Here is a 21,055-nt window from a genome sequence, read left to right on the forward strand (position 1 = left end):
ACGATGTGCGCCCTCCAGACATTCGCTGCGGTGGTTGGCGTGTTGATCCGCGTTTAACGCGCGCGCCACGCAAAAAATATTCAAACCAGTCCGCAAAAATGCAAATCAGTGCTGGCATAAAGCCTTTAGGCAGTTCAATATTTGTCACAGAATTGACGCCAAGGAAATGTCGAATCTGAGGCATGATGCGACCTCTTTGCAATTCGGGTTGAACTTTGGTCGTGAGTCTTGTCTTAACACTCATCCTTGCGGCCAATTCCAAAAACCGCTCCCCTGAACTAACCGGTTAAATATATGCGCCCATTGAAACAGGCAATTTATTCCAGCCGTACGGCTGACAAATTCGTCGTACGTCTGCCAGACGGTATGCGGGAACGCATTGCCGAGGTGGCTCGCAATCATCACCGCAGCATGAACTCTGAAATCATCGCGCGCCTGGAGCAGAGCCTTATTCAGGAAGGTGCGTTGGGTGAAGAGCTGAGCATGCGTCTGGACAGTCCGGAGTTGTCACTGCACGAACGCGAGCTGCTGCAGCGCTTTCGTCAGCTTTCCCACCGCCAGCAGAATGCCCTCGTTTCGCTTATCGCGCACGACGTTGAGGCGGCCGCAGAAGCCAATTGATTCAAGATTGCAAAATTGAAAGCCGAAGCCAGCTGAATGCTGGCTTTTTTTTGCCTGAAATTTGAGGGGCCACTCTTCATCAGGAGCGAGCTTGCTCGCTCCCACAGAGCACCTTACAACAGGAATATGGTCGCCAAGCCGAGGAAGATGAAGAAACCTCCGCTGTCCGTCATGGCTGTGATCATGACACTCGCCCCCATTGCGGGGTCGCGACCAAGGCGTGCCAGGGTCATCGGAATCAACACGCCCATGAACGCAGCCAACAGCAGGTTGAGCGTCATGGCGGCAGTCATCACCACGCCGAGCGACCAACTGCCATACAGCAAGTAGGCCACCACACCGATCACCCCACCCCACACCAGACCGTTGATAAGCCCGACGGCCAGCTCCTTGCGCAGCAAGCGGGAAGAGTTGGCGGTACTCACCTGATCCAGCGCCATCGCGCGCACGATCATGGTGATGGTCTGGTTACCGGAGTTACCGCCGATGCCCGCCACAATCGGCATCAACGCCGCCAGTGCCACGAGCTTTTCAATCGAGCCTTCAAACAGCCCGATGACTCGCGAGGCGATGAACGCGGTAATCAGGTTAACCGCCAGCCATGCCCAGCGGTTATGCAGCGAGCGCCAGACCGAGGCAAAAATATCTTCCTCCTCACGCAAACCCGCCATGTTGAGGACTTCGGTTTCACTCTCTTCACGAATCAGATCGACGATTTCGTCGATGGTCAAACGGCCAATCAACTTGCCGTTCTTGTCAACCACCGGCGCCGAGATCAAGTCATAACGTTCAAAGGCCTGGGCCGCGTCATACGCGTCCTCGTCCGGGTGAAAGCTCACGGTATCGCTGGCCATCAAGTCCGCAACTTTCTTCTCCGGATCGTTCACCAGCAGGCGCTTGATCGGCAGCACGCCCTTGAGGATGCCTTCATAGTCGACGACGAACAGCTTGTCGGTATGACCTGGCAGCTCCTTCAGACGGCGCAGGTAGCGCAAAACCACCTCGAGGCTGACGTCTTCGCGAATGGTGACCATCTCGAAGTCCATCAGGGCGCCGACCTGGTCCTCGTCGTACGACAGCGCTGAACGCACGCGCTCACGCTGCTGGGTGTCCAGCGCCTCCATCAGCTCATGGACAACATCACGCGGCAATTCAGGCGCAAGGTCAGCCAGTTCGTCGGCGTCCATTTCCTTGGCGGCGGCCAGCAACTCGTGATCGTCCATGTCGGCGATCAGGGTTTCACGTACGGAGTCGGATACTTCGAGCAGGATGTCGCCGTCGCGGTCAGCCTTGACCAACTGCCAGAGCGTCAGTCGATCATCCAGCGGCAAGGCTTCAAGAATATAGGCGACGTCGGCGGAGTGCAGGTCATCGAGCTTGCGCTGCAGCTCGACGAGGTTTTGCCGATGGACCAGGTTTTCAACGCGGTCGTGATTCGGGCCTTCCTGGCGATGCGTGAGGTCTTCGACCACGCGCTGGCGCTGCAGCAGCTCGATGACTTGAGCCAGGCGATCCTGCAGGCTGTCTTGTGTTTTCTTAACTTCTACTTCGGTCATAGGCGAACTCCACTCCCAGCAGCGGGGCACGCCGGAAGGATCAATCAGTCAATTCATGATTGGTAAAGCGGGTTACTGAGTTACTACTGGGTAAGTCCATGGAGGTATTCCACAAGCCCCGGCGGGGCTGACGGGCGCAATGATACACCGCTCGGTGGCTTTTAATCTTAAAAAACTGGAGAGAACAAGCGCTTGCGAGGCAAAGTTGAGCCTGAGCTGCACCCGGGAACTGCGACGTCGCAACCCGGGCGGAAAACACATCAGGGTGATGGATCAGGAGAAATCCTGCACAAACGCCAGACGGCAAAAAGCCCGCACTTGGCGGGCTTTTTGTTTGTATGGTGCACTCGACAGGATTCGAACCTGTGACCGCTCGGTTCGTAGCCGAGTACTCTATCCAGCTGAGCTACGAGTGCAGATTGTGTTTTTAGACCAGATCACAACTGGTTGAAGCCGAGTCACCGCATTGCTGCAATTGACTCTTAAATGGTGCACTCGACAGGATTCGAACCTGTGACCGCTCGGTTCGTAGCCGAGTACTCTATCCAGCTGAGCTACGAGTGCATTTGTTGCCGCGCATTATAGGCCGTTCAATCTCTATGTAAAGCGATTTTTTCGAGTAATTTCAACAACTTACCGATAAATCCAGACTGCAACGTACTAAGCAAATAATGGCGGAGAACGGGGGATTCGAACCCCCGACACCCTTTTGAGGTGTACTCCCTTAGCAGGGGAGCGCCTTCGGCCACTCGGCCAGCTCTCCGCAACACGGGGCGTATATTAACCACGTTCATCCCCGTTTGCAAACACAAAAAGCGATAAAAATTAATGGCTTGGTTCTTCGTCGTTTTCCTCGTCCTCGTCCTGCTGCTGACGTCCCTGCTGCTCTTTCTCCTTTTCCTTTTCCTTACTGATCCGCTGGAAGATTTCCTCCCGGTGGACCGCTACCTCTTTCGGAGCGTTAACCCCGATACGCACTTGATTGCCTTTGACGCCGAGCACGGTCACGGTGATTTCGCCATCACCGATAATCAGGCTTTCTGCGCAACGACGAGTCAGAATCAACATAACCTTTCACCTCACGCACTTCAGTTCTGGAACAACAGTCTGCAAAAAAAACGCTCAGCCTACGCTGCAGGAGCGGGTAGACCTTGCATCTGAGTATTGTCGAGCCGACGCAAAAGACCACGCGCCCCACAAAAAAGGAAAGGCGCGGTATACCGCGCCGTTCCGGCACTGCCTTACTCGCCCTGTCGGGCCGGCGCATCGAGCTCAAAAGCGGTGTGCAACGCGCGCACCGCAAGCTCCAGGTACTTCTCTTCAATCACCACCGAGACTTTGATTTCCGAGGTGGAGATCATCTGGATATTGATGCTTTCCTTGGCCAGGGCCTCGAACATGCGGCTGGCAACACCGGCATGGGAACGCATGCCCACACCCACGATCGACACCTTGGCAATTTTGGTATCGCCGACCACTTCACGGGCGCCAATCCCGCTCGCGGTGTTCTGCAGGATACGCTCGGCCGCATCGTACTCGTTGCGGTGCACGGTGAAGGTGAAATCGGTGGTGTTATCGTGCGAAACATTCTGCACGATCATGTCGACTTCAATATTTGCGCCACTGATCGGACCGAGGATCTTGAACGCCACGCCCGGAGTATCCGGCACGCCACGGATCGTCAGCTTGGCTTCATCGCGGTTGAAAGCGATGCCGGAAATGATCGGCTGTTCCATGGATTCCTCTTCATCAATAGTAATGAGGGTGCCCGGACCCTCTTTGAAGCTGTGCAATACGCGCAGCGGAACGTTGTACTTGCCGGCAAACTCCACCGCACGAATCTGCAACACCTTGGAACCGAGACTGGCCATCTCCAGCATCTCTTCGAAGGTAATCTTGTCCAGGCGCTGAGCCACGGACACGACACGCGGATCGGTGGTGTAGACGCCGTCCACATCGGTGTAGATCTGGCATTCATCCGCCTTGAGAGCCGCTGCCAGCGCAACGCCCGTGGTGTCCGAACCGCCACGTCCGAGGGTGGTGATGTTGCCGTGCTCATCCACCCCCTGGAACCCTGCTACCACTACCACGCGACCGGCTTTCAGATCAGTACGAATTTTCTGATCATCAATCTGCAGGATGCGCGCCTTGGTATGCGCGCTGTCGGTCAGGATGCGCACCTGGCTGCCCGTGTAGGACACCGCCGGCACGCCGCGCCTGTTCAGCGCCATGGCCAGCAAGCCAATGGTCACCTGCTCGCCGGTGGACACGATCACATCCAGCTCACGCGGCAACGGTTGCTGATCGCCACTGATGGCCTTGGCCAGTTCGATCAGGCGATTGGTTTCACCGCTCATGGCCGACAGCACCACCACCAGGTCATCGCCGGCGTCGCGGAACTTCTTAACCTTGTCGGCGACCTGCTCGATTCTTTCGACAGAGCCGACCGAGGTGCCTCCAAATTTCTGTACGATCAAAGCCATTTCTAAGCCGCCTCAGCCCGTAAAGGGGCGCCTGATTTCCAATTCAACCAGCACTCAACCGCCCGCGACCGGGTCGCGGGCCGTTTAACAGCGCCTTAAATACCTGCTTCGACAAATGGCACGGTCAGGGCCAGGGCCGCATCCAGGGCACCGGCGTCCACACCACCGCCTTGCGCCATGTCCGGGCGACCACCGCCCTTCCCGCCCACTGCCGCAGCGGCCTGTTTCATCAAATCACCGGCTTTGAGTTGGCCAGTCAGGTCCTTGGTTACACCCGCAACCAGCACGACCTTATCCTCATGCACACCGCCGAGCAGGATCACTGCGCGGCCGAGCTTGTTCTTCAACTGATCGACCAGGGCCAGCAACGCCTTGCCGTCCTGACCGTCCAGACGTGCCGCCAGTACTTTCACACCTTTGACGTCCACTGCAGCGGCCGACAGATCGTCACCCGCTGCACTGGCCGCCTTGGCCTGCAACTGTTCCAGCTGCTTCTCCAGCGCACGGTTGCGCTCGAGCACGGCGGACAGTTTGTCGATCAGGTTGTCGCGGCTGCCCTTGACCAGGCTGGCCGCTTCCTTGAGTTGTTCTTCGGCCGCATTCAGGTAGGCCAGAGCCGCAGCACCGGTGACCGCCTCGATACGCCGCACACCAGACGCCACACCGCCTTCGCTGACAATTTTCAGCAGCGCGATGTCGCCGGTGCGGTTGGCGTGGATACCGCCGCACAGCTCCACCGAGAATGCGCCGCCCATGCTCAGCACGCGCACGCTGTCGCCATACTTCTCGCCGAACAGCGCCATCGCGCCCTTGGCCTTGGCGGTGTCGATATCGGTTTCTTCGGTCTCGACCGGAGTGTTGCGACGAATCTCGGCGTTGACGATGTCTTCAAGGGCCTTGATCTGCGCAGGCTTGATCGCTTCAAAGTGGCTGAAGTCGAAGCGCAGGCGCTGGCTGTCGACCAGCGAACCCTTCTGCTGGACATGCTCGCCCAGCACCTGGCGCAAGGCCGCGTGCAGCAAGTGGGTGGCCGAGTGGTTCAGCGCGGTGGCATGGCGCACGTCCGCATCCACCTGGGTGTCGACCGGCGCACCGACCGTCAGATTGCCCAGCACCAGCACACCGTGATGCAGGAACGCACCGCCGGTCTTGGTGGTGTCACGCACATCAAAACGCCCGGACGTGGAGCTGAGGAAACCACAGTCACCGATCTGGCCACCGGATTCGGCGTAGAACGGCGTCTGGTCAAGCACCACGACGGCTTCTTCGCCTTCGCTCAACACGTCGACGGATTTGCCGTCCTTATAGATCGCAACGATTTTGGCCGCGCCGGCGGTCGCCTTGTAGCCGATGAATTCGGTCGGCACGTCGACCTTGACCAGGGTGTTGTAATCCAGGCCAAAAGAGCTGGCGGACCGGGCGCGCACGCGCTGGGCCTCCATCTCACGCTCAAAGCCGGCCTCATCGATGGTCAGCTCGCGCTCACGGGCGATGTCGGCGGTCAGGTCCATCGGGAAGCCGTAGGTGTCGTACAGTTTGAACACCACGTCGCCCGGCACGACCGTGCCTTTAAGTTCGGCCAGATCCTGTTCGAGAATTTTCAGGCCGTGTTCCAGGGTCTTGGAGAACTGCTCCTCCTCGGCCTTGAGCACGCGCTCGATGTTGGTCTGCTGCTGCTTGAGCTCAGGGAAAGCCTCGCCCATCTCGGCCACCAGCGCGGCGACGATCTTGTAGAAAAAGCTGCCAGTGGCGCCCAGCTTGTTACCGTGGCGGCAAGCGCGACGGATGATGCGGCGCAGCACGTAGCCACGGCCCTCGTTGGAGGGCAGCACGCCGTCGGCGATCAGGAAACCGCAGGAACGGATGTGGTCGGACACCACCTTGAGCGAAGACTGGCTTTCATTGGCGCAGCCAATGGCCGCCGCCGAGGCGCTCAGCAGGTTGGTGAACAGGTCGATTTCATAGTTGGAGTGAACGTGCTGCATCACCGCACTGATCCGCTCCAGGCCCATGCCGGTGTCCACCGACGGCGCCGGCAGCGGATGCAACACGCCGTCGGCGGTGCGGTTGAACTGCATGAACACGTTGTTCCAGATTTCGATGTAACGGTCGCCGTCTTCTTCCGGCGAGCCCGGCGGGCCGCCCCAGATGTCGGCGCCGTGATCGTAGAAAATCTCGGTGCAGGGGCCGCACGGGCCGGTGTCGCCCATGGTCCAGAAGTTGTCGGACGCGTACGGGGCGCCCTTGTTGTCGCCGATGCGAATCATGCGCTCGGCGGGCACGCCGATCTGTTGGGTCCAGATGTCATAGGCTTCGTCGTCCGTCGCGTAGACGGTGACCCAGAGCTTTTCCTTGGGCAGCTTCAACACGCCGGTGAGGAAGGTCCAGGCGAAGGTGATCGCATCTTTCTTGAAATAGTCGCCGAAGCTGAAGTTGCCCAGCATTTCGAAGAAGGTGTGGTGGCGAGCGGTGTAACCGACATTCTCCAGGTCGCTGTTCTTGCCGCCGGCGCGTACGCACTTCTGGCTGCTGGTGGCGCGGGTGTAGGCGCGCTTTTCCTGGCCCAGGAAGCAGTCCTTGAACTGGTTCATCCCCGCGTTGGTGAACAGCAGGGTCGGGTCATTGCCTGGGATCAAGGAGCTGGAGGAGACACGGGTGTGACCTTGCTCTTCGAAGAAGCGAAGGAAGGCTTCACGGATTTCTGCGCTTTTCATTAGGTTCTTCCACGGAGGCTGCGGCCAAAGGCCAGTGCGCAACATCATCAGACGGAGCGACGGCAAAGGGCCGCATTATATCGGCCCTTTGCCGGGGGTACAGCGTGTTTATACGATAGAAACGTTCAATTAGACGGCCTGCACCTGTCAGTTGCGCGAAAACTCGACAAATGCCCGCACCACCTGTTCGAGCTGCGTGCGGTTCACATCCATGTGCGTGACCATACGCAGGCGTGGCGCCGTGCTCAATTTGATGCCCCTTTCGCCAGCAAAATCCTTGAACGCCTGGTGACGGTCACCCATCTGCACGTAGACCATGTTGGTCTGCACCGGCTCCACGGGGTAGCCGGCATCGCGCAGCGCCTCGCCCAGCCACTGGGCGTTGGCGTGGTCGTCGGCCAGGCGTTGCACATGATGATCCAGCGCATACAGCCCCGCCGCCGCCAGCGACCCCGCCTGACGCATGCCGCCACCGACCATCTTGCGCAGGCGCCGCGCCTTGGCGATCAGCGCTGTGGAGCCGCACAGCACCGAGCCCACTGGCGCGCCCAGGCCCTTGGACAGGCACACCGACACCGAATCGAAATGCCGGGCGATCTCCCGCGCCTCCACGCCCAGCTTGACCGCCGCGTTATAAAGCCGCGCGCCGTCCAGGTGCAGGGACAGACCATGTTCGTGGGTAAACGCGCGGGCCCTGGCCAGGTAATCGAGCGACAGGACCTTGCCCTGCATGGTGTTTTCCAGCGCCAGCAGGCGGGTAGGCGCGAAGTGAAAATCGTCGGGCTTGATCGCTTCCAGCACCTGGCCCAGATCGAGGGAACCGTCGGCCTGCGCCTCCAGTGGCTGGGGTTGAATCGAACCGAGCACCGCCGCACCACCGCCTTCGTATTTGTAGGTGTGCGCCTGCTGGCCGACGATGTACTCCTCGCCGCGCTCACAGTGGGCCATCAACGCCAGCAGGTTGCTCATGGTGCCGGTAGGCACGAACAGCGCGGCGGCAAACCCCAGGCGCCGGGCCAGCTCGGCCTCCAGGCGATTGACGCTGGGGTCTTCGCCGTAGACGTCATCGCCAGTGGCGGCAGTGGCCATGGCATCAAGCATACCGGGCGTGGGTTGGGTCACGGTGTCGCTGCGCAGGTCTATGACGTTCATCAAGCAGGCCTCTGACGGTGGGGTGTAGTGACGATTACTGCGGGCAACGCCGCGCAATATCAAGCCCTGTGTGGTCAGGAATCGAATATCCATCAAACAAACCGATCTAGGTGATCGATACGGCAATCGTGCAGTTTTGCAAAAACCGTGTTAAAAACCCTTCGCCGTCAGGGTTCTGACGGCAACGTTCTCAGGGCGGGGTGTAATTCCCCACCGGCGGTAATTGCGCGCAATGTGCATAGCCCGCGAGCGCTTGGCGCCTCGAACTGCTCACGCAGGACGGCGGCAAGGTCAGCAGACCCGGTGTGATCCCGGGGCCGACGGTCATAGTCCGGATGAAGAGAGAACGGGATTGGCACCCAAGCGCCGCGCGTCGACCTCATGCCTGCATGACGTCGCTGTTCGTACCCTTGAAATCCCATTCGATTCATAACGCCCTGTTTTTTTCTTAAACAGGAGTCAGAACATGCAACCCACCGCTATCGACAGCAAAAGCAAAAACCATCACGGCGAGCGCGTCGCGTTTATCCAGGCCTGCTGGCACAAGGATATTGTCGACCAATCCCGCAAAGGCTTCCTCGCCGAAATGATCGCCCAGGGCTACCAGGAATCGGACATCGATTTCTTCGAAGTCGGCGGCGCCTTTGAAATGCCCCTGCACGCCAAGCTGCTGGCCAAGACCGGCCGTTACGCCGGCATCGTCGCCGCTGCGCTGGTAGTGGACGGCGGCATCTACCGTCACGAATTCGTCGCCCAATCGGTGGTCAGTGGCCTGATGCAGGTGCAGCTGGAAACCGAAGTGCCGGTGTTCTCGGTGTCCCTCACCCCGCACCACTTCCACGCCGGCAGCGAGCACCACACCTTCTTCTACGAGCACTTCGTGCACAAGGGCCAGGAAGCGGCGCGCACCTGTGCCGATACGCTGCACAAGATTCGCGCGATCTATCAGAGCGAGCTGCAAAAGCGCGTCAGCTGAGTCCGATTGCCGCCCAATCGCACGGGCAGTCCCGTGCGATTGGGCATCCTATATAAGTAAAGCCAGCAACCGCGGTACCGACGATGTAATGGCGTTGACGCTTTTCACAAGCGCTTCCCAACCATCATCGGAGTCACCATGTCTCACGTTCCTTCACTTCCCCTTGCCCCTCGTGGCGCTGACCTTCAATGGCTCATTGACGGCCGCCTCAGCGCGCCCGCCAGCCGCACCCGCTCTCTCAACAGAGACCTCGATATTCAAAAAACGCTGACGTTCATTACGCTGCATCAAACGCCTCTCGTCACCGTCGAACGAGAGTTGGCCGATGAACTTCACGACTACATCGTGTTTACCACCCACGACGAGGACGACCGAATCCACGTCGATATACGCCCTCAAGATAACGGCCTCATGGTGGTGATCAATAGCGAGCACTTTGTGGTTACCCTGGCCGGGTTGAACCAGTTCGTCGTCTTTCGAACGCAGGGTGGCAACGACTTGATCCACATCGCCGAGAACGTGACGCGGCCGATACTGGTCGACTCGGGGGAAGGTGACGATCATATCTTCGCCGGAGGCGGCTATACGCGCATTTTTGCAGGCCCTGGCAACGATATAATCCTGAATCACCGAGGCCCCGCCTATATCGAAGGGGGCGACGGCGCGGACCAGATTTTCTCCCTCGCAGACGGTGAAATGACCGTCTACGCCGGCGCAGGAGACGACAAGGTTATCGCCGCAAGCGGGCTGGCGTTCATCAATGGCGGCGAAGGCGACGATCAATTAACGGGCGGGAGCGCGCACAACATCCTGACAGGAGGCCCCGGCAACGACTTGATACAGGCAGGCCCCCGCTCAAACGTGCTGTATACCGGCGAAGGGCTGGACGTGGTCACGCAGCTCAAACCAGATGACAAGGTCTTCGCCAACCCCAACAGCGGCCTCGCAGCGGCAGGACAGTTCATCGCACATGGTTTGACGCCCTCGGACACCTCACCCGAGTGCCCTCACCCTCAAGCGCTGGTGACCGATATCCAACCGCTCTCCCTGCAAAACAGCGGCATACGAGTCATCGGCAGCGTGGAATTTCAACAGCGGGTAAACGATGACTTGCAGCTGCTGGCCAACTCGCCCAACGGGCAGCACCTGTTCCGGGCGCTGGATGCCGCCGAACTGCGCAGCGGTACACCCATCAACATTTATGAGCTGCAGGACGAAGCCAATGGCCTGTTCGTGCCCAGCCCTGCTTCGACGCCTCCCTCATTCATTCAGGACAACAGGCCCGGCACGCCCTCCTATGGCGGCGCTGTGTATTACAACCCTTCGTTCATCGGCAATCGAATGAGCAATATCCCGTTGCTCTATCACGAACTGTGCCATGCCTATAACGTCGTCACCGGCACTTCGTTGCAGGGCGCCAGCCTTGACGGTGCAGACGGCAACAAACCGCGCCCGATCATCCCCAATCACGAACTTCAGGCAGTCGGCCTGCCGACAGACGCCATTGCTTTCGATTTCGACAATGACCCGTCCACGCCACCCACCCACACCAACGCCACACCGTTCACCGAAAACGGTATCCGAGAGGAGCTGGGCATGCCGCCGCGCAAGCAATATTCATCTCCACCTATTTGAACGCGGCGGCGCTCTCCGAGATCGGCACGATCAGGATCCCGGCGCGCAGGCCATTCTTCACCTTCGGGTTGGGGAAGATAATGCGCGCGCCCTCCTCCTCGATCACCCAGCGGGTCTTGGCCACGTCTTCGGCCAGCAGGTAGCCTTTGTCCAACTGCGAAAAGTTTTCCACGTCTGCCGGAAGATGCATCAGGAAGGCGTCGCTGTGTTTGATGACCTCACGGGCGACCGCGAACAGTTGCAGGCCGTCCAGGGTCTCGCCCGCAGGCTCCGTGCCCTCGATGATCTGTGTCAGGCGCGTTTCCAGACGCGACACATCAACGCCCTGGTTGTGCCCGAACGGCCGCGCCTTGCCCAACTCCAGGGTAAAGGCCTCGGCATCGAGCTGCTCATAGGTGAACGCGGTAAAGGTGATCGAGGCTTTATTCTGCAACAGCACCGCTTGCATGCCGGCGGCGCTCAGGCGCGCCAGTTCGCGGCGCGAATGCTGGCGACCTTCTTTCCACGGGTAAAGCGCAAACTGCTCAATCTTCGAACCGCGAATGGCGGTGTGCAGGTCGTAATGCAAGCGCCAGCGGCCCGGCAGGCTGAAAAAGCTGCGGGCCAGTTGCTCGAGCTCGGCGGCGCGGATGGCCTCCGGGCCGATGTTTTGTTCATGCCGGCCATTGAACAGCCGGTTGACGTCCAGTTCCAGGTAACGCTCGCCGCGACGCATGGCCTCGGGGTTACCGAACAGAAACAGAATACGGTTACGCGGTTTGATCTCGCCCCGGGCGATGCCATGCAACAGGCGGTCGAGCAGTTCGATCGGCGCGGTTTCGTTGCCATGGATGCCGGACGACAGCAGCAGGTCGCCGCCGGCGTCCAGGGCCTGCGGCGGGCGCACTTCGAGCGCGCCCTCGCTGAGCCAGCGCATCTGCACGCCGTCGACAGTCAGTTGAATTTTTTGCGCCGGTTCACGACCGGCGAGGGTCAGTTCAAGCAGTTTGCCGAGGGCGAGCATACGCAGCTTCCTTAGTGGTTGCAGCCTGGGCCATGGACGTGATCGTCGTCATCGCCTTCGACGTCGGCCGGTTCCATTTCCAGTTGCAGGCTCATCAGGTTGGTGGCCAACGGGCGCATCAGCAGGTTGGCGTACTCGGCGTCGCCCTCTTCCACGTCCACACCGATCAGCAACTGGCCACGGCCATCGTGCTGGATCCAGATCTCCTTGCCCTGCCAGACCACGGCAACGCGCGTGCAGGAGGTTTCCAGCTGGGTGCCGTCGGTGTCTTCGAGGATCAGTTTCAGGGTGTCGGTGGTCATAAATAACTCTCAGCCGTGGATGGGTATTAATTGATCTGGAACGGATAAACCGAGCCCAGTTTAAGGATTTGCGTCAGTTCATCCAGTGCCGTCCGGCACTCAATCAGCAATTGCGGGTCAGCCAGGTCGGTTTCGCGCAGGCTGTCGCGGTAGTGTCTGTCGACCCACTGAGTAAGGGTCTCGTACAGCTGCGCGGTCAGGATAACGCCCGGGTTCACCGCCGCCAGTTCGGTCTCGTTCAATGCCACGCGCAAGCGCAGGCACGCCGGGCCGCCGCCGTTCTGCATGCTTTGCTTGAGGTCGAACACCTTGACTTCGCGGATCACGCCACCGGCGGTGGTGAGGGTTTGCAGGTAACGCCACACGCGCTCGTTGGCACGGCACTCCTGCGGCACGATCAGCAGCATCGAGCCGTCCGGCCGGGTCAGCAACTGGCTGTTGAACAGGTAGGAACGCACCGCGTCCTCGACGCTGACCTCGGCGCGCGGCACACACACCGCCTGAAAATGGCCGCCCAGCCGGGCCAGCTTGCCGTGCAGTTCGGCGAGCACCTGCTCGGTGTTGAGGAATGCATCCTCGTGATAGAACAGCACCTCGCCATTGCCCACCGCGATCACATCGTTGTGGAACACACCGGCATCGATCACCGCCGGGTTCTGCTGGGCGTAGACCACGCCGTCATCCGCCAGGCCGTGCAGGCGTGCGACGGCCTGGGACGCTTCCAGGGTCTGGCGCGCCGGGTACTTCTGCGGCGCCGGGTAGCGCGGGTCGAAGGCGCTGCGGCCGAACACGAAAAACTCCACACCGGCCTCGCCATAGCTGCGGCAAAAACGCGTGTGGTTGGCCGCGCCTTCGTCGCCGAACTGCGCCACCGCCGGCAAGGCGGCGTGATGGGCGAAGCGCCGCGCGTCGGCGAACATCGCCCCCAGCACGCGGCTGGTGGTGGGGTGTTCGATGCTGCGGTGGTATTTGCAATTGAGGTTGGCGGCGGTGAAGTGCACGCGGCCGTCAATGGTATCGGCGCTCGGGCTGACCGTGGCGGCGTTGGCCACCCACATGCTCGAGGCGGAGCAACTGGCGACCAGCAACGGCATCGCCTGCCTGGCGGCCTGCTCGATGACCTGCGCGTCGCTGCCGCTGAAACCAAGGCTGCGCAAGGCGGCCACATCGGGGCGCTCCTGGGGCGCGAGCACACCTTGCACAAAGCCCATGTCCATCAGCGCCTTCATTTTCTGCAGGCCCTGCAACGCCGCTTCCCTGGGGTTGGAATGCTGCTGGCTGTTGCTCTGGGACGCGACGTTGCCGAAGGACAAGCCGCCGTAGTTATGGGTCGGCCCCACTAGACCGTCAAAATTGACTTCACAGGATTTCATCGGCGAGGCTCCACGAACATCTGTTTTTATAGGCTTCAAAAGTCTCAACACACCCCTCCCACAAGGGCACACACACTTTCAGAGCAGCGTGATGCCCGGGGTCAGTGCTGCTGGCAACGTCAGACTCGGGGTCTCCAGCGACGCCACCGGATACGCGCAATAATCCGCCGCGTAATACGCACTGGCGCGATGATTGCCCGAGGCGCCTACCCCGCCGAACGGCGCGGTGCTGGCGGCACCGGTCAGTTGCTTGTTCCAGTTGACGATGCCCGCCCGGCTTTCCAGCCAGAACTGCTGGTAGCGCGCTTCGGAGTCCGACAGCAAGCCTGCGGCCAGGCCATATTGAGTGTTGTTGGCCTCGACAATCGCCGCCTCGAAATCGGCGTAGCGAATCACCTGCAGCAGCGGGCCGAACAGTTCTTCGTCTTCGCGCTCGCTCACGTGCGTCACGTCGATAATGCCCGGGGTGAGCAGCGCGGCCTGGTCCTGGGGTTGAGTCATCTCCAACAGCGCGACCGCGCCATTGGCCAGCATCCATTCCTGCGCGTCCATCAACGCCTTGGCCGCCGCGAGGGAAATCACCGAGCCCATGAACGGTGCCGGTTGCTGGTCGAACGCGCCCACTTCGAGGGTCGCGCAAACCGCCACCAGGCGTGCGAGCAGGGCATCGCCCCAGGCGCCTTGCGGCACCAGCAGGCGGCGCGCGCAGGTGCAGCGCTGGCCGGCCGAGATGAATGCCGACTGGATAATGGTGTACACCGCTGCATCCACATCGGCCACTTCATCGACCACCAGCGGGTTATTGCCGCCCATTTCCAGGGCCAGGATCTTGTCCGGGCGCCCGGAGAACTGCTGGTGCAGGTGATTGCCGGTGCGGCTGGAGCCGGTGAAGAACAACCCGTCGATGCCAGGGTTGGCGGCCAGCGCGATGCCGGTCTCGCGTGCGCCCTGCAGCAGGTTCAGCACGCCCGCTGGCAGGCCGGCGTCGATCCAGCATTGCACGGTCAGCTCGGCGACTTTGGGAGTCAGCTCGCTCGGTTTGAACAGCACGGTATTGCCCGCCAGCAACGCCGGCACGATATGCCCGTTCGGCAAGTGGCCCGGAAAGTTGTACGGGCCGAACACCGCCACCACGCCGTGGGGTTTGTGACGCAGCACGGCGGTGGCGTCGCCCAGAGGGCCGCTCTTCTCGCCGGTGCGCTCACGGTAGCTTTGCACCGAGATGGCAATCTTGTTGGCCATGCTGGTGACTTCGGTGGCCGACTCCCACAGGGGCTTGCCGGTTTCTTCACCGATGCAGCGGGCGATTTCATCGGCGCGCTTTTTCAGGATGGCCGCGAAGGCTTCGAGCACGCTGATACGCTCCTCCAGCGAGCGCCGGGCCCAGGCCGGGAACGCCTGGCGCGCGGCCTGCACGGCGGACTCGACCTGCTCCACAGTGGCGCCGTGGCCGGCCCACAGCACCTGCTGGGTCACCGGGTTGCGCGATTCGAACAGCTCACCCTGGCCGGCCAGCCAGCTTCCTGCGATATACAGCGAATTCATTATTTCGACTCCCGGGCAGCAGACAACGGTACGGCGCGCACTTGATCACCCACCACCAGTTGCAGGCGCTTGGCGGTCAGCGGGTCGACTACCAGCGTACCGGCAGCCAGGCGCGCCGGCGCGGCGGTGATGCGGCAGTCTTCGCGCTTGCGGTTATGGATCAGGAACGGCGTGGCGTCGTCCCCCGGCGTGCCGATGGCCAGCACCAGCGCCTGACTGTCGCGCACCGCGCGGATCCTGGCGGTTTCACATTCCACTGCCGGGCCGGCGTCGAAAATATCCACGTAGCCCTGATAACTGAAACCCTCGCTCTTGAGCATGCTCAACGCCGGTTCGGTATCGGGGTGCACCTTGCCAATCACGTTGCGCGCGTCTTCGGAAAGAAAGCAGCTGTACAGCGGAAACTTCGGCATCAGTTCGGCAATGAACGCCTTGTTGCCCACGCCGGTGAGGTAGTCGGCCTGGCTGAATTCCATCTTGAAGAAGTGGCGGCCCAGGCTTTCCCAGAACGGCGAGCGTCCGGCGTCGTTGGACACCCCGCGCATCTCGGCGATGATCTTGTTGCCGAACAACTGCGGGAACTCGGCGATAAACAGCATGCGCGCCTTGGCCAGCATGCGGCCGTTGAGGCCATTGCGGTAATCGGCGTGCAGAAACAGCGAGCACAATTCGGAATTGCCGGTGAGGTCGTTGGCCAGAAACAGCGTCGGGATCTCGCGGTAGATATTCAACTCCTGTGAGGCGCTGACGGTGAGGCCGACACGGAAGTTGTACCAGGGTTCGCGCAGGCCAACGGCACCGGCAATGGCGGAAATGCCCACCACCCGGCCTTCGTCGTTTTCCAGCACGAACAGGTAGTCGGCATCGCCGCGCCCGGCGTCGCCACGAAAGGTCTTTTCGGCCCAGCCTACCCGATGGGTCAAGCGTTCCTCGTTGGCCGGCAAGGTGGTGAGGCCGGTGCCGGTGCTGCGCGCCAGATCAATCAGGGCCGGTAAATCGCTGCTGCGTACGGGACGAACGATCATGCTATCTCCTCAAACGGGCCGCTGTGGTCAGCCACCCGCGAAACTCTCTCTTTAAACCGCAACCAGACGCACACTCGCGCCTTCGCCCACGCCCAACGCTTCAGCCGCCGCCAGGTCGAGGACCACCGGTTTGCCGGGCGCATAGTCCAGCTCCAGCATCACCGCGCGGTAATCCTGCAACTGCGCGTTGCTGACCAGGTACTGGCGGCCTGCGCCCTTGACCATCTCACCGATCTTCACTGGCACCACGCGGCTCTGGGCAATCGAGCGAATGCCCGAGACTCGTGCGTGCAGGGTCGGGCCGCCGTCGAAGATGTCGATGTAATGGTCGGTCTCGAAGCCTTCGCGCATGAGGATGTCGAACGTGATCTGCGCCCGCGGGTGCACCTGGCCCATTGCCTCCTGGGCGGCGTCCGGCAACAGCGGCACGTAGATCGGGTAATGGGGCATCAGTTCGGCGAGAAACGTGCGGCTTTTGAGCCCGCACAGGCGCTCGGCGGCGGCGTAATTGAGGTCGAAGAAGTTGCGGCCAATGGCGTCCCAGAATGGCGAATCACCGTTCTCGTCGCTGTAACCGACGATCTCGGTCACCACCGAGTCGGCAAAGCGCTCGGGGTGGCTGGCGACGAACAGCAGGCGGCCACGGGAATTGAGTTCCGACCACGGCGAACCGACCAGCTCAGGCACCACGTAGAAACTGGTGAGCAGGCTGTTGCCGGTCAGGTCGTGGCATTGGGAAAGCACGTGGATCTTGTTGTGGATCTTCAGCTCGCGGGAGGCGTGCACGAAGGTTTCATTACGGAAACTGTAGAACGGCTCGGAGTAACCGGCCGAGGCAACGATGGCCGAGCAACCGGCGAGCTTGCCGGTGGCGGTGTCTTCGAGCACGAAGAAATAGCTTTCTTCGCCGTTGAAACTCACCTCGGCGGCGAATGAGGCTTCGCTGGCGGCGATCTTGTCGCTCAGGCGTTCCACATCGTCCGGCAGGGAAGTGACACCAATCGGGCTGTCCGCAGCCAGACGCTGTACCTCGCCCAGGTCAGCCATTTGCGCGGGGCGCATCACCAGCATGGGGTCACTCCTCAACTCGAAAAACTCATGGGGAAAATACCGGGAAGCCCGGGTACAACTCAGTTCCAATGTGGGAGGGGGCTTGCTCCCGATAGCGGTGGATCAGTCTCTGATGTATCAACTGACAGACAGCAATCGGGAGCAAGCCCCCTCCCACATTGGGTCTGGTCCGGCGGATAGATTTTTATCAGGCCTGGGTCAGCGTTTTTACCGCACGCTCAAAACGATCCAGGCCTTCGTTGATGTCTGCCTCTTCCACCACCAGACTCGGCGCAAAACGCACCACGTCCGGGCCGGCTTGCAGGACCATCAGGTTTTCTTTCTCGGCCGCGTTGAACACGTCCTTGGCCCTGCCCTTGAATGCGTCGCTGAGCACGCAACCGATCAACAGGCCCAGGCCGCGCACCTCGCTGAAAATGCCGTATTGCGTGCCGATCTGCTGCAGGCGCGCCTTGAACTGCTCGTGCTTGGCGTTCACGCCCGCCAACACGTGCGGGGTGTTGATCACGTCGATCACCGCTTCGGCCACCGCGCACGCCAGCGGGTTGCCGCCGTAAGTGGTGCCGTGGGTGCCGACCACCAGGTGTTTGGCCAGCGCTTCGGTGGTGAGCATCGCCGCAATCGGGAAACCGCCGCCCAGGCTCTTGGCGCTGGTGAGGATGTCCGGCGTCACGCCGTAGTGCTGGTAGGCGAACAGGTGACCGCTGCGGCCCATGCCGGTCTGCACTTCGTCGAACACCAGCAGCGCGTCGTTGGCATCGCACAGTTCGCGCGCGCCTTGCAGGTAAGCCAGCTCGGCCGGCAATACGCCGCCCTCGCCCTGGATCGGTTCGAGCACCACTGCGCAGGTCTTGTCCGACACAGCAGCCTTCAGCGCGGCCAGGTCGTTATAAGGAACGTGGGTGATGCCGGTAATTTTAGGCCCGAAGCCATCGGAGTACTTGGACTGGCCACCGACGTTGACGGTGAACAGGGTCCGGCCGTGGAAGCTGTTGAGCGCGGCGATGATCTCGTACTTCTCAGTGCCGAACCGGTCGAACGCCACGCGACGGGCCAGCTTGAACGCGGCCTCGTTGGCTTCGGCGCCGGAGTTGCAGAAGAACACGCGCTCGGCAAAGGTGGCGTCGATCAGCTTGTGCGCCAGGCGCAGGGCCGGCTCATTGGTGAAGACGTTGGACACATGCCACAGCCGGTTGGCCTGTTCGGTGAGTGCACCGACCAGCGCGGGGTGCGCATGGCCCAACACATTGACCGCGATGCCGCCGGCAAAGTCGATCAGCTCGCGACCGGCCTGGTCCCACACGCGCGAGCCTTGGCCACGCACCGGGATGAAGGCGGCGGGTGCGTAGTTGGGCACCATTACCTGGTCGAAATCGGCACGTTGCACCGGGGCTTGCTCAACGGACATCGGAGTCTCCTGAAGAGGAACGCCCGCCTGAAACTGGCGGACGATGCAGGGATTGTAAGGACAGTTTTCCGGGCGACCTTGCCGCCAAGCGACAACTTCTTATAGCGCAAACCCCGGTTTTACGCGGGTTTACGCCAATGCGACATATAGCATCGCAATGGCGCAGTTTAAACGGATGAGACGGTTTTTTGCGGCAGTGGCGCAGGAATTTTGCGCCTCACACCTCAACCGCGCTCGGACGGCACCGACGACAACTCGAACGGGCTGCTGCTGCGGCGCTGGTTGCGGTCTTCACGGGGGGTGGCGCCGAAGAAGTTGCGGTAGGCGCTGGAGAAGTGCGGCCCCGAGGAAAAGCCGCACGACAGGCCGATCTGGATGATCGACTTGCTGGTTTGCATGAGCATCTGGCGCGCCTTGTTCAGGCGCAATTCCAGGTAATACTGGCTGGGAACACGGTTGAGGTATTGCTTGAAGATCCGTTCCAGTTGTCGTCGCGACACGCACACGTGCTGGGCGATTTCATCGGTGGTCAGCGGTTCTTCGATATTGGCTTCCATCAGCAGTACAGCCTGGGTCAGCTTCGGATGGCTGGAGCCCAGGCGGTTTTGCAGCGGAATACGCTGGCGCTCGCCGCCTTCGCGGATGCGCTCCACCACCAGTTCTTCGGAGACGGCACCGGCCAGCTCGGCGCCGTGGTCGCGGGCCAGCACCGCCAGCAGCAGGTCGAGCACCGACATGCCACCGCAGGCCGTCAGACGGTCGCGGTCCCAGTCGAACAGGTGGCTGGTGGCAATGACCTTGGGGAAGCGCTCGGCAAAGTCGTCCTGCCAGCGCCAGTGCACGGCGGCACGGTAGCCGTCGAGCAGGCCGAGCTGGGCCAGCGGGTACACACCGGCCGACAGGCCACCGATCACGCAGCCGGCGCGCACCAGTTGCTTGAGCGCGCTGCTGAGCTGGGACGCGATGACGGTGGGCGGCTCGTCCGCCAGCAGAAACAATTTCTGAAAGCCTTCGAGCTTGCCCGCCCACGGCTCGCCCGGCAGTTGCCAGGCGCCATGGATCGGCGGCTCGGCGTGCAGAAACGACAGTTCGTAGATCACCTCCGGATGCACCCGCTGAGCAACGCGCAAAGCCTCCTCAGCCAGCGCAAGCGTCAGTGCCTTGGTGCTGGGCCAGATGAGAAAACCAATTTTGTGGGCGGTCATTGAGGCTATCCGAAACGAAGAACGGTAATGAAGACAAGGGCCAATGCTAGCCCGTAAACCAACACAAATCTCAAAAACTGATGAAGATCAATGTGGGAGGGGGCTTGCTCCCGATGGCGGTATGGCAGAGACACACGTGTTGACTGACACACTGCTATCGGGAGCAAGCCCCCTCCCACATAAAGCAAAAGCAATTCCAGGCAGTAAGGGCTATTTCAGGCTGCCGGACAGGAACTGCTGCAAGCGCTCGGACTGCGGGTTCACCAGCACTTCGCGCGGGTTGCCGCGCTCCTCGACGATGCCTTTGTGCAGGAACACCAGCTGGTTCGACACCTCACGGGCAAAGCCCATTTCGTGAGTCACCACCACCATGGTGCGGCCTTCCTGGGCCAGGTCCTGCATCACCTTGAGCACATCGCCCACCAGCTCCGGGTCGAGCGCCGAGGTGGGTTCGTCGAACAGCATCACCTCCGGTTCCATCGCCAGGGCGCGGGCAATCGCCACGCGCTGCTGCTCGCCACCGGACATGTGGCCGGGGAAGGCATCCTTGCGATGGCCTACGCCGACCTTGGCCAGGTAGTGCTCGGCCTTTTCGCGGGCGTCTTTTTTCGACACGCCGAGCACATGCACCGGGGCTTCCATCACGTTTTCCAGCGCGGTCATGTGCGACCACAGGTTGAAATGCTGGAACACCATGGACAGCCGTGAACGCATGCGCTGCAACTGTTTGGGGTCGGCGGCGCGCAGGGCGCCGTCCTTGTTGGCCACCAGGTTCAGCTCTTCGTTGTTGAGCAGAATCTTGCCGGCGTGGGGCTGCTCCAGCAGGTTGATGCAGCGCAAAAAGGTGCTTTTGCCTGAACCGCTGGAGCCGATGATGCTGATCACATCACCGGCCGCGGCGGCCAGGGACACGCCCTTGAGCACTTCATGACTGCCATAGCGTTTATGCAGGTCTTGGACTTCAAGCTTGTACATGCGGTCGGTTC

The 21,055-nt window shown here is 61.1% G+C and carries 17 protein-coding genes, 3 tRNA genes and 1 riboswitch; of the genes, 3 read left to right on the forward strand and 17 right to left on the reverse strand.

Features of this window, described 5'->3' with window-relative positions; translation table 11 throughout:
* Positions 1–294 precede the first annotated feature (294 nt).
* Complete coding sequence (locus JOE32_RS11155) at positions 295–621, forward strand: Arc family DNA-binding protein (RefSeq protein WP_003193592.1); 327 nt, start codon at positions 295–297, stop codon at positions 619–621.
* A 113-nt stretch (positions 622–734) separates the two neighbouring features.
* Here the strand turns inward: JOE32_RS11155 and mgtE are convergent, their stop codons facing one another.
* The 8 genes from mgtE to ltaE form a co-directional block, all read right to left on the reverse strand.
* Entirely contained in the window at positions 735–2,177 is a 1,443-nt protein-coding gene (mgtE, locus tag JOE32_RS11160; RefSeq protein ID WP_003233511.1) for a magnesium transporter, read from the reverse strand.
* A 339-nt stretch (positions 2,178–2,516) separates the two neighbouring features.
* Positions 2,517–2,593, reverse strand: a tRNA-Arg gene (locus JOE32_RS11165).
* Between the two features lie 71 nt (positions 2,594–2,664).
* A tRNA-Arg gene (locus JOE32_RS11170) sits at positions 2,665–2,741 on the reverse strand.
* A gap of 108 nt (positions 2,742–2,849) precedes the next feature.
* Positions 2,850–2,940: transfer RNA gene (locus tag JOE32_RS11175), tRNA-Ser, on the reverse strand.
* A gap of 62 nt (positions 2,941–3,002) precedes the next feature.
* Positions 3,003–3,245, reverse strand: a complete 243-nt coding sequence (csrA, locus tag JOE32_RS11180; protein WP_231422923.1) for a carbon storage regulator CsrA — start codon at positions 3,243–3,245, stop codon at positions 3,003–3,005.
* Between the two features lie 173 nt (positions 3,246–3,418).
* Positions 3,419–4,660 carry an aspartate kinase gene (locus JOE32_RS11185; RefSeq protein WP_209983998.1) on the reverse strand — a complete coding sequence of 414 codons (1,242 nt, stop codon included), beginning with the start codon at positions 4,658–4,660 and terminating at the stop codon, positions 3,419–3,421.
* 95 nt (positions 4,661–4,755) lie between these two features.
* Positions 4,756–7,374, reverse strand: a complete 2,619-nt coding sequence (alaS, locus tag JOE32_RS11190; protein ID WP_209984000.1) for an alanine--tRNA ligase — start codon at positions 7,372–7,374, stop codon at positions 4,756–4,758.
* Positions 7,375–7,521: 147 nt separating this feature from the next.
* The gene (gene ltaE / locus JOE32_RS11195) at positions 7,522–8,526 is read right to left on the reverse strand and encodes a low-specificity L-threonine aldolase (RefSeq protein ID WP_209984002.1); all 1,005 of its coding nucleotides are present in this window, start codon (positions 8,524–8,526) and stop codon (positions 7,522–7,524) included.
* A 182-nt stretch (positions 8,527–8,708) separates the two neighbouring features.
* A riboswitch (FMN riboswitch) is annotated at positions 8,709–8,878 on the forward strand.
* A gap of 114 nt (positions 8,879–8,992) precedes the next feature.
* Here ltaE and JOE32_RS11200 point away from each other — a divergent pair.
* Positions 8,993–9,502 carry a 6,7-dimethyl-8-ribityllumazine synthase gene (locus JOE32_RS11200; RefSeq protein ID WP_209984004.1) on the forward strand — a complete coding sequence of 170 codons (510 nt, stop codon included), beginning with the start codon at positions 8,993–8,995 and terminating at the stop codon, positions 9,500–9,502.
* Between the two features lie 138 nt (positions 9,503–9,640).
* The gene (locus tag JOE32_RS11205) at positions 9,641–11,137 is read left to right on the forward strand and encodes a M91 family zinc metallopeptidase (RefSeq protein WP_209984006.1); all 1,497 of its coding nucleotides are present in this window, start codon (positions 9,641–9,643) and stop codon (positions 11,135–11,137) included.
* Here the strand turns inward: JOE32_RS11205 and astE are convergent.
* The 9 genes from astE to JOE32_RS11250 form a co-directional block, all read right to left on the reverse strand.
* Entirely contained in the window at positions 11,130–12,140 is a 1,011-nt protein-coding gene (gene astE, locus JOE32_RS11210; protein WP_209984008.1) for a succinylglutamate desuccinylase, read from the reverse strand. The two genes, JOE32_RS11205 and astE, sit on opposite strands and share 8 nt — an antisense overlap.
* 11 nt (positions 12,141–12,151) lie before the next feature.
* Positions 12,152–12,442: a hypothetical protein gene (locus JOE32_RS11215; protein WP_003214319.1), complete on the reverse strand. Its 291-nt coding sequence runs from the start codon at positions 12,440–12,442 to the stop codon at positions 12,152–12,154.
* Positions 12,443–12,468: 26 nt separating this feature from the next.
* On the reverse strand, positions 12,469–13,815 hold the full coding sequence (gene astB / locus JOE32_RS11220; RefSeq protein ID WP_209984010.1) for an N-succinylarginine dihydrolase: 1,347 nt from the start codon (positions 13,813–13,815) through the stop codon (positions 12,469–12,471).
* A 78-nt stretch (positions 13,816–13,893) separates the two neighbouring features.
* Positions 13,894–15,363, reverse strand: coding sequence for a succinylglutamate-semialdehyde dehydrogenase (astD, locus tag JOE32_RS11225; protein ID WP_209990482.1), 1,470 nt, complete (start codon positions 15,361–15,363; stop codon positions 13,894–13,896).
* On the reverse strand, positions 15,360–16,385 hold the full coding sequence (gene astA, locus JOE32_RS11230; RefSeq protein ID WP_209984012.1) for an arginine N-succinyltransferase: 1,026 nt from the start codon (positions 16,383–16,385) through the stop codon (positions 15,360–15,362). Before astA ends, astD begins: the two co-directional genes overlap by 4 nt.
* Positions 16,386–16,436: 51 nt before the next feature.
* The gene (gene aruF, locus JOE32_RS11235) at positions 16,437–17,456 is read right to left on the reverse strand and encodes an arginine/ornithine succinyltransferase subunit alpha (RefSeq protein WP_209984015.1); all 1,020 of its coding nucleotides are present in this window, start codon (positions 17,454–17,456) and stop codon (positions 16,437–16,439) included.
* 187 nt (positions 17,457–17,643) lie between these two features.
* Positions 17,644–18,864 (reverse strand): aspartate aminotransferase family protein, encoded by a 1,221-nt coding sequence (locus tag JOE32_RS11240; RefSeq protein ID WP_209984016.1) that lies wholly within the window; start codon positions 18,862–18,864, stop codon positions 17,644–17,646.
* A 224-nt stretch (positions 18,865–19,088) separates the two neighbouring features.
* Positions 19,089–20,069: a GlxA family transcriptional regulator gene (locus tag JOE32_RS11245; protein ID WP_057010051.1), complete on the reverse strand. Its 981-nt coding sequence runs from the start codon at positions 20,067–20,069 to the stop codon at positions 19,089–19,091.
* A 210-nt stretch (positions 20,070–20,279) separates the two neighbouring features.
* Positions 20,280–21,044, reverse strand: coding sequence for an ATP-binding cassette domain-containing protein (locus tag JOE32_RS11250; protein ID WP_209984018.1), 765 nt, complete (start codon positions 21,042–21,044; stop codon positions 20,280–20,282).
* Between the last annotated feature and the right edge of the window lie 11 nt (positions 21,045–21,055).

This window comes from Pseudomonas sp. PvP025 (assembly GCF_017832155.1).
Taxonomy (GTDB): domain Bacteria; phylum Pseudomonadota; class Gammaproteobacteria; order Pseudomonadales; family Pseudomonadaceae; genus Aquipseudomonas.

Bases quoted from the DNA above. Each gene is read 5' to 3' on its own strand.
- JOE32_RS11155 (WP_003193592.1), top strand. From the start codon at position 295: ATGCGCCCATTGAAACAGGCAATTTATTCCAGCCGTACGGCTGACAAA.
- mgtE (WP_003233511.1), bottom strand. From the start codon at position 2,177: ATGACCGAAGTAGAAGTTAAGAAAACACAAGACAGCCTGCAGGATCGC.
- csrA (WP_231422923.1), bottom strand. From the start codon at position 3,245: ATGTTGATTCTGACTCGTCGTTGCGCAGAAAGCCTGATTATCGGTGAT.
- JOE32_RS11185 (WP_209983998.1), bottom strand. From the start codon at position 4,660: ATGGCTTTGATCGTACAGAAATTTGGAGGCACCTCGGTCGGCTCTGTC.
- alaS (WP_209984000.1), bottom strand. From the start codon at position 7,374: ATGAAAAGCGCAGAAATCCGTGAAGCCTTCCTTCGCTTCTTCGAAGAG.
- ltaE (WP_209984002.1), bottom strand. From the start codon at position 8,526: ATGAACGTCATAGACCTGCGCAGCGACACCGTGACCCAACCCACGCCC.
- JOE32_RS11200 (WP_209984004.1), top strand. From the start codon at position 8,993: ATGCAACCCACCGCTATCGACAGCAAAAGCAAAAACCATCACGGCGAG.
- JOE32_RS11205 (WP_209984006.1), top strand. From the start codon at position 9,641: ATGTCTCACGTTCCTTCACTTCCCCTTGCCCCTCGTGGCGCTGACCTT.
- astE (WP_209984008.1), bottom strand. From the start codon at position 12,140: ATGCTCGCCCTCGGCAAACTGCTTGAACTGACCCTCGCCGGTCGTGAA.
- JOE32_RS11215 (WP_003214319.1), bottom strand. From the start codon at position 12,442: ATGACCACCGACACCCTGAAACTGATCCTCGAAGACACCGACGGCACC.
- astB (WP_209984010.1), bottom strand. From the start codon at position 13,815: ATGAAATCCTGTGAAGTCAATTTTGACGGTCTAGTGGGGCCGACCCAT.
- astA (WP_209984012.1), bottom strand. From the start codon at position 16,385: ATGATCGTTCGTCCCGTACGCAGCAGCGATTTACCGGCCCTGATTGAT.
- aruF (WP_209984015.1), bottom strand. From the start codon at position 17,456: ATGCTGGTGATGCGCCCCGCGCAAATGGCTGACCTGGGCGAGGTACAG.
- JOE32_RS11240 (WP_209984016.1), bottom strand. From the start codon at position 18,864: ATGTCCGTTGAGCAAGCCCCGGTGCAACGTGCCGATTTCGACCAGGTA.
- JOE32_RS11245 (WP_057010051.1), bottom strand. From the start codon at position 20,069: ATGACCGCCCACAAAATTGGTTTTCTCATCTGGCCCAGCACCAAGGCA.
- JOE32_RS11250 (WP_209984018.1), bottom strand. From the start codon at position 21,044: ATGTACAAGCTTGAAGTCCAAGACCTGCATAAACGCTATGGCAGTCAT.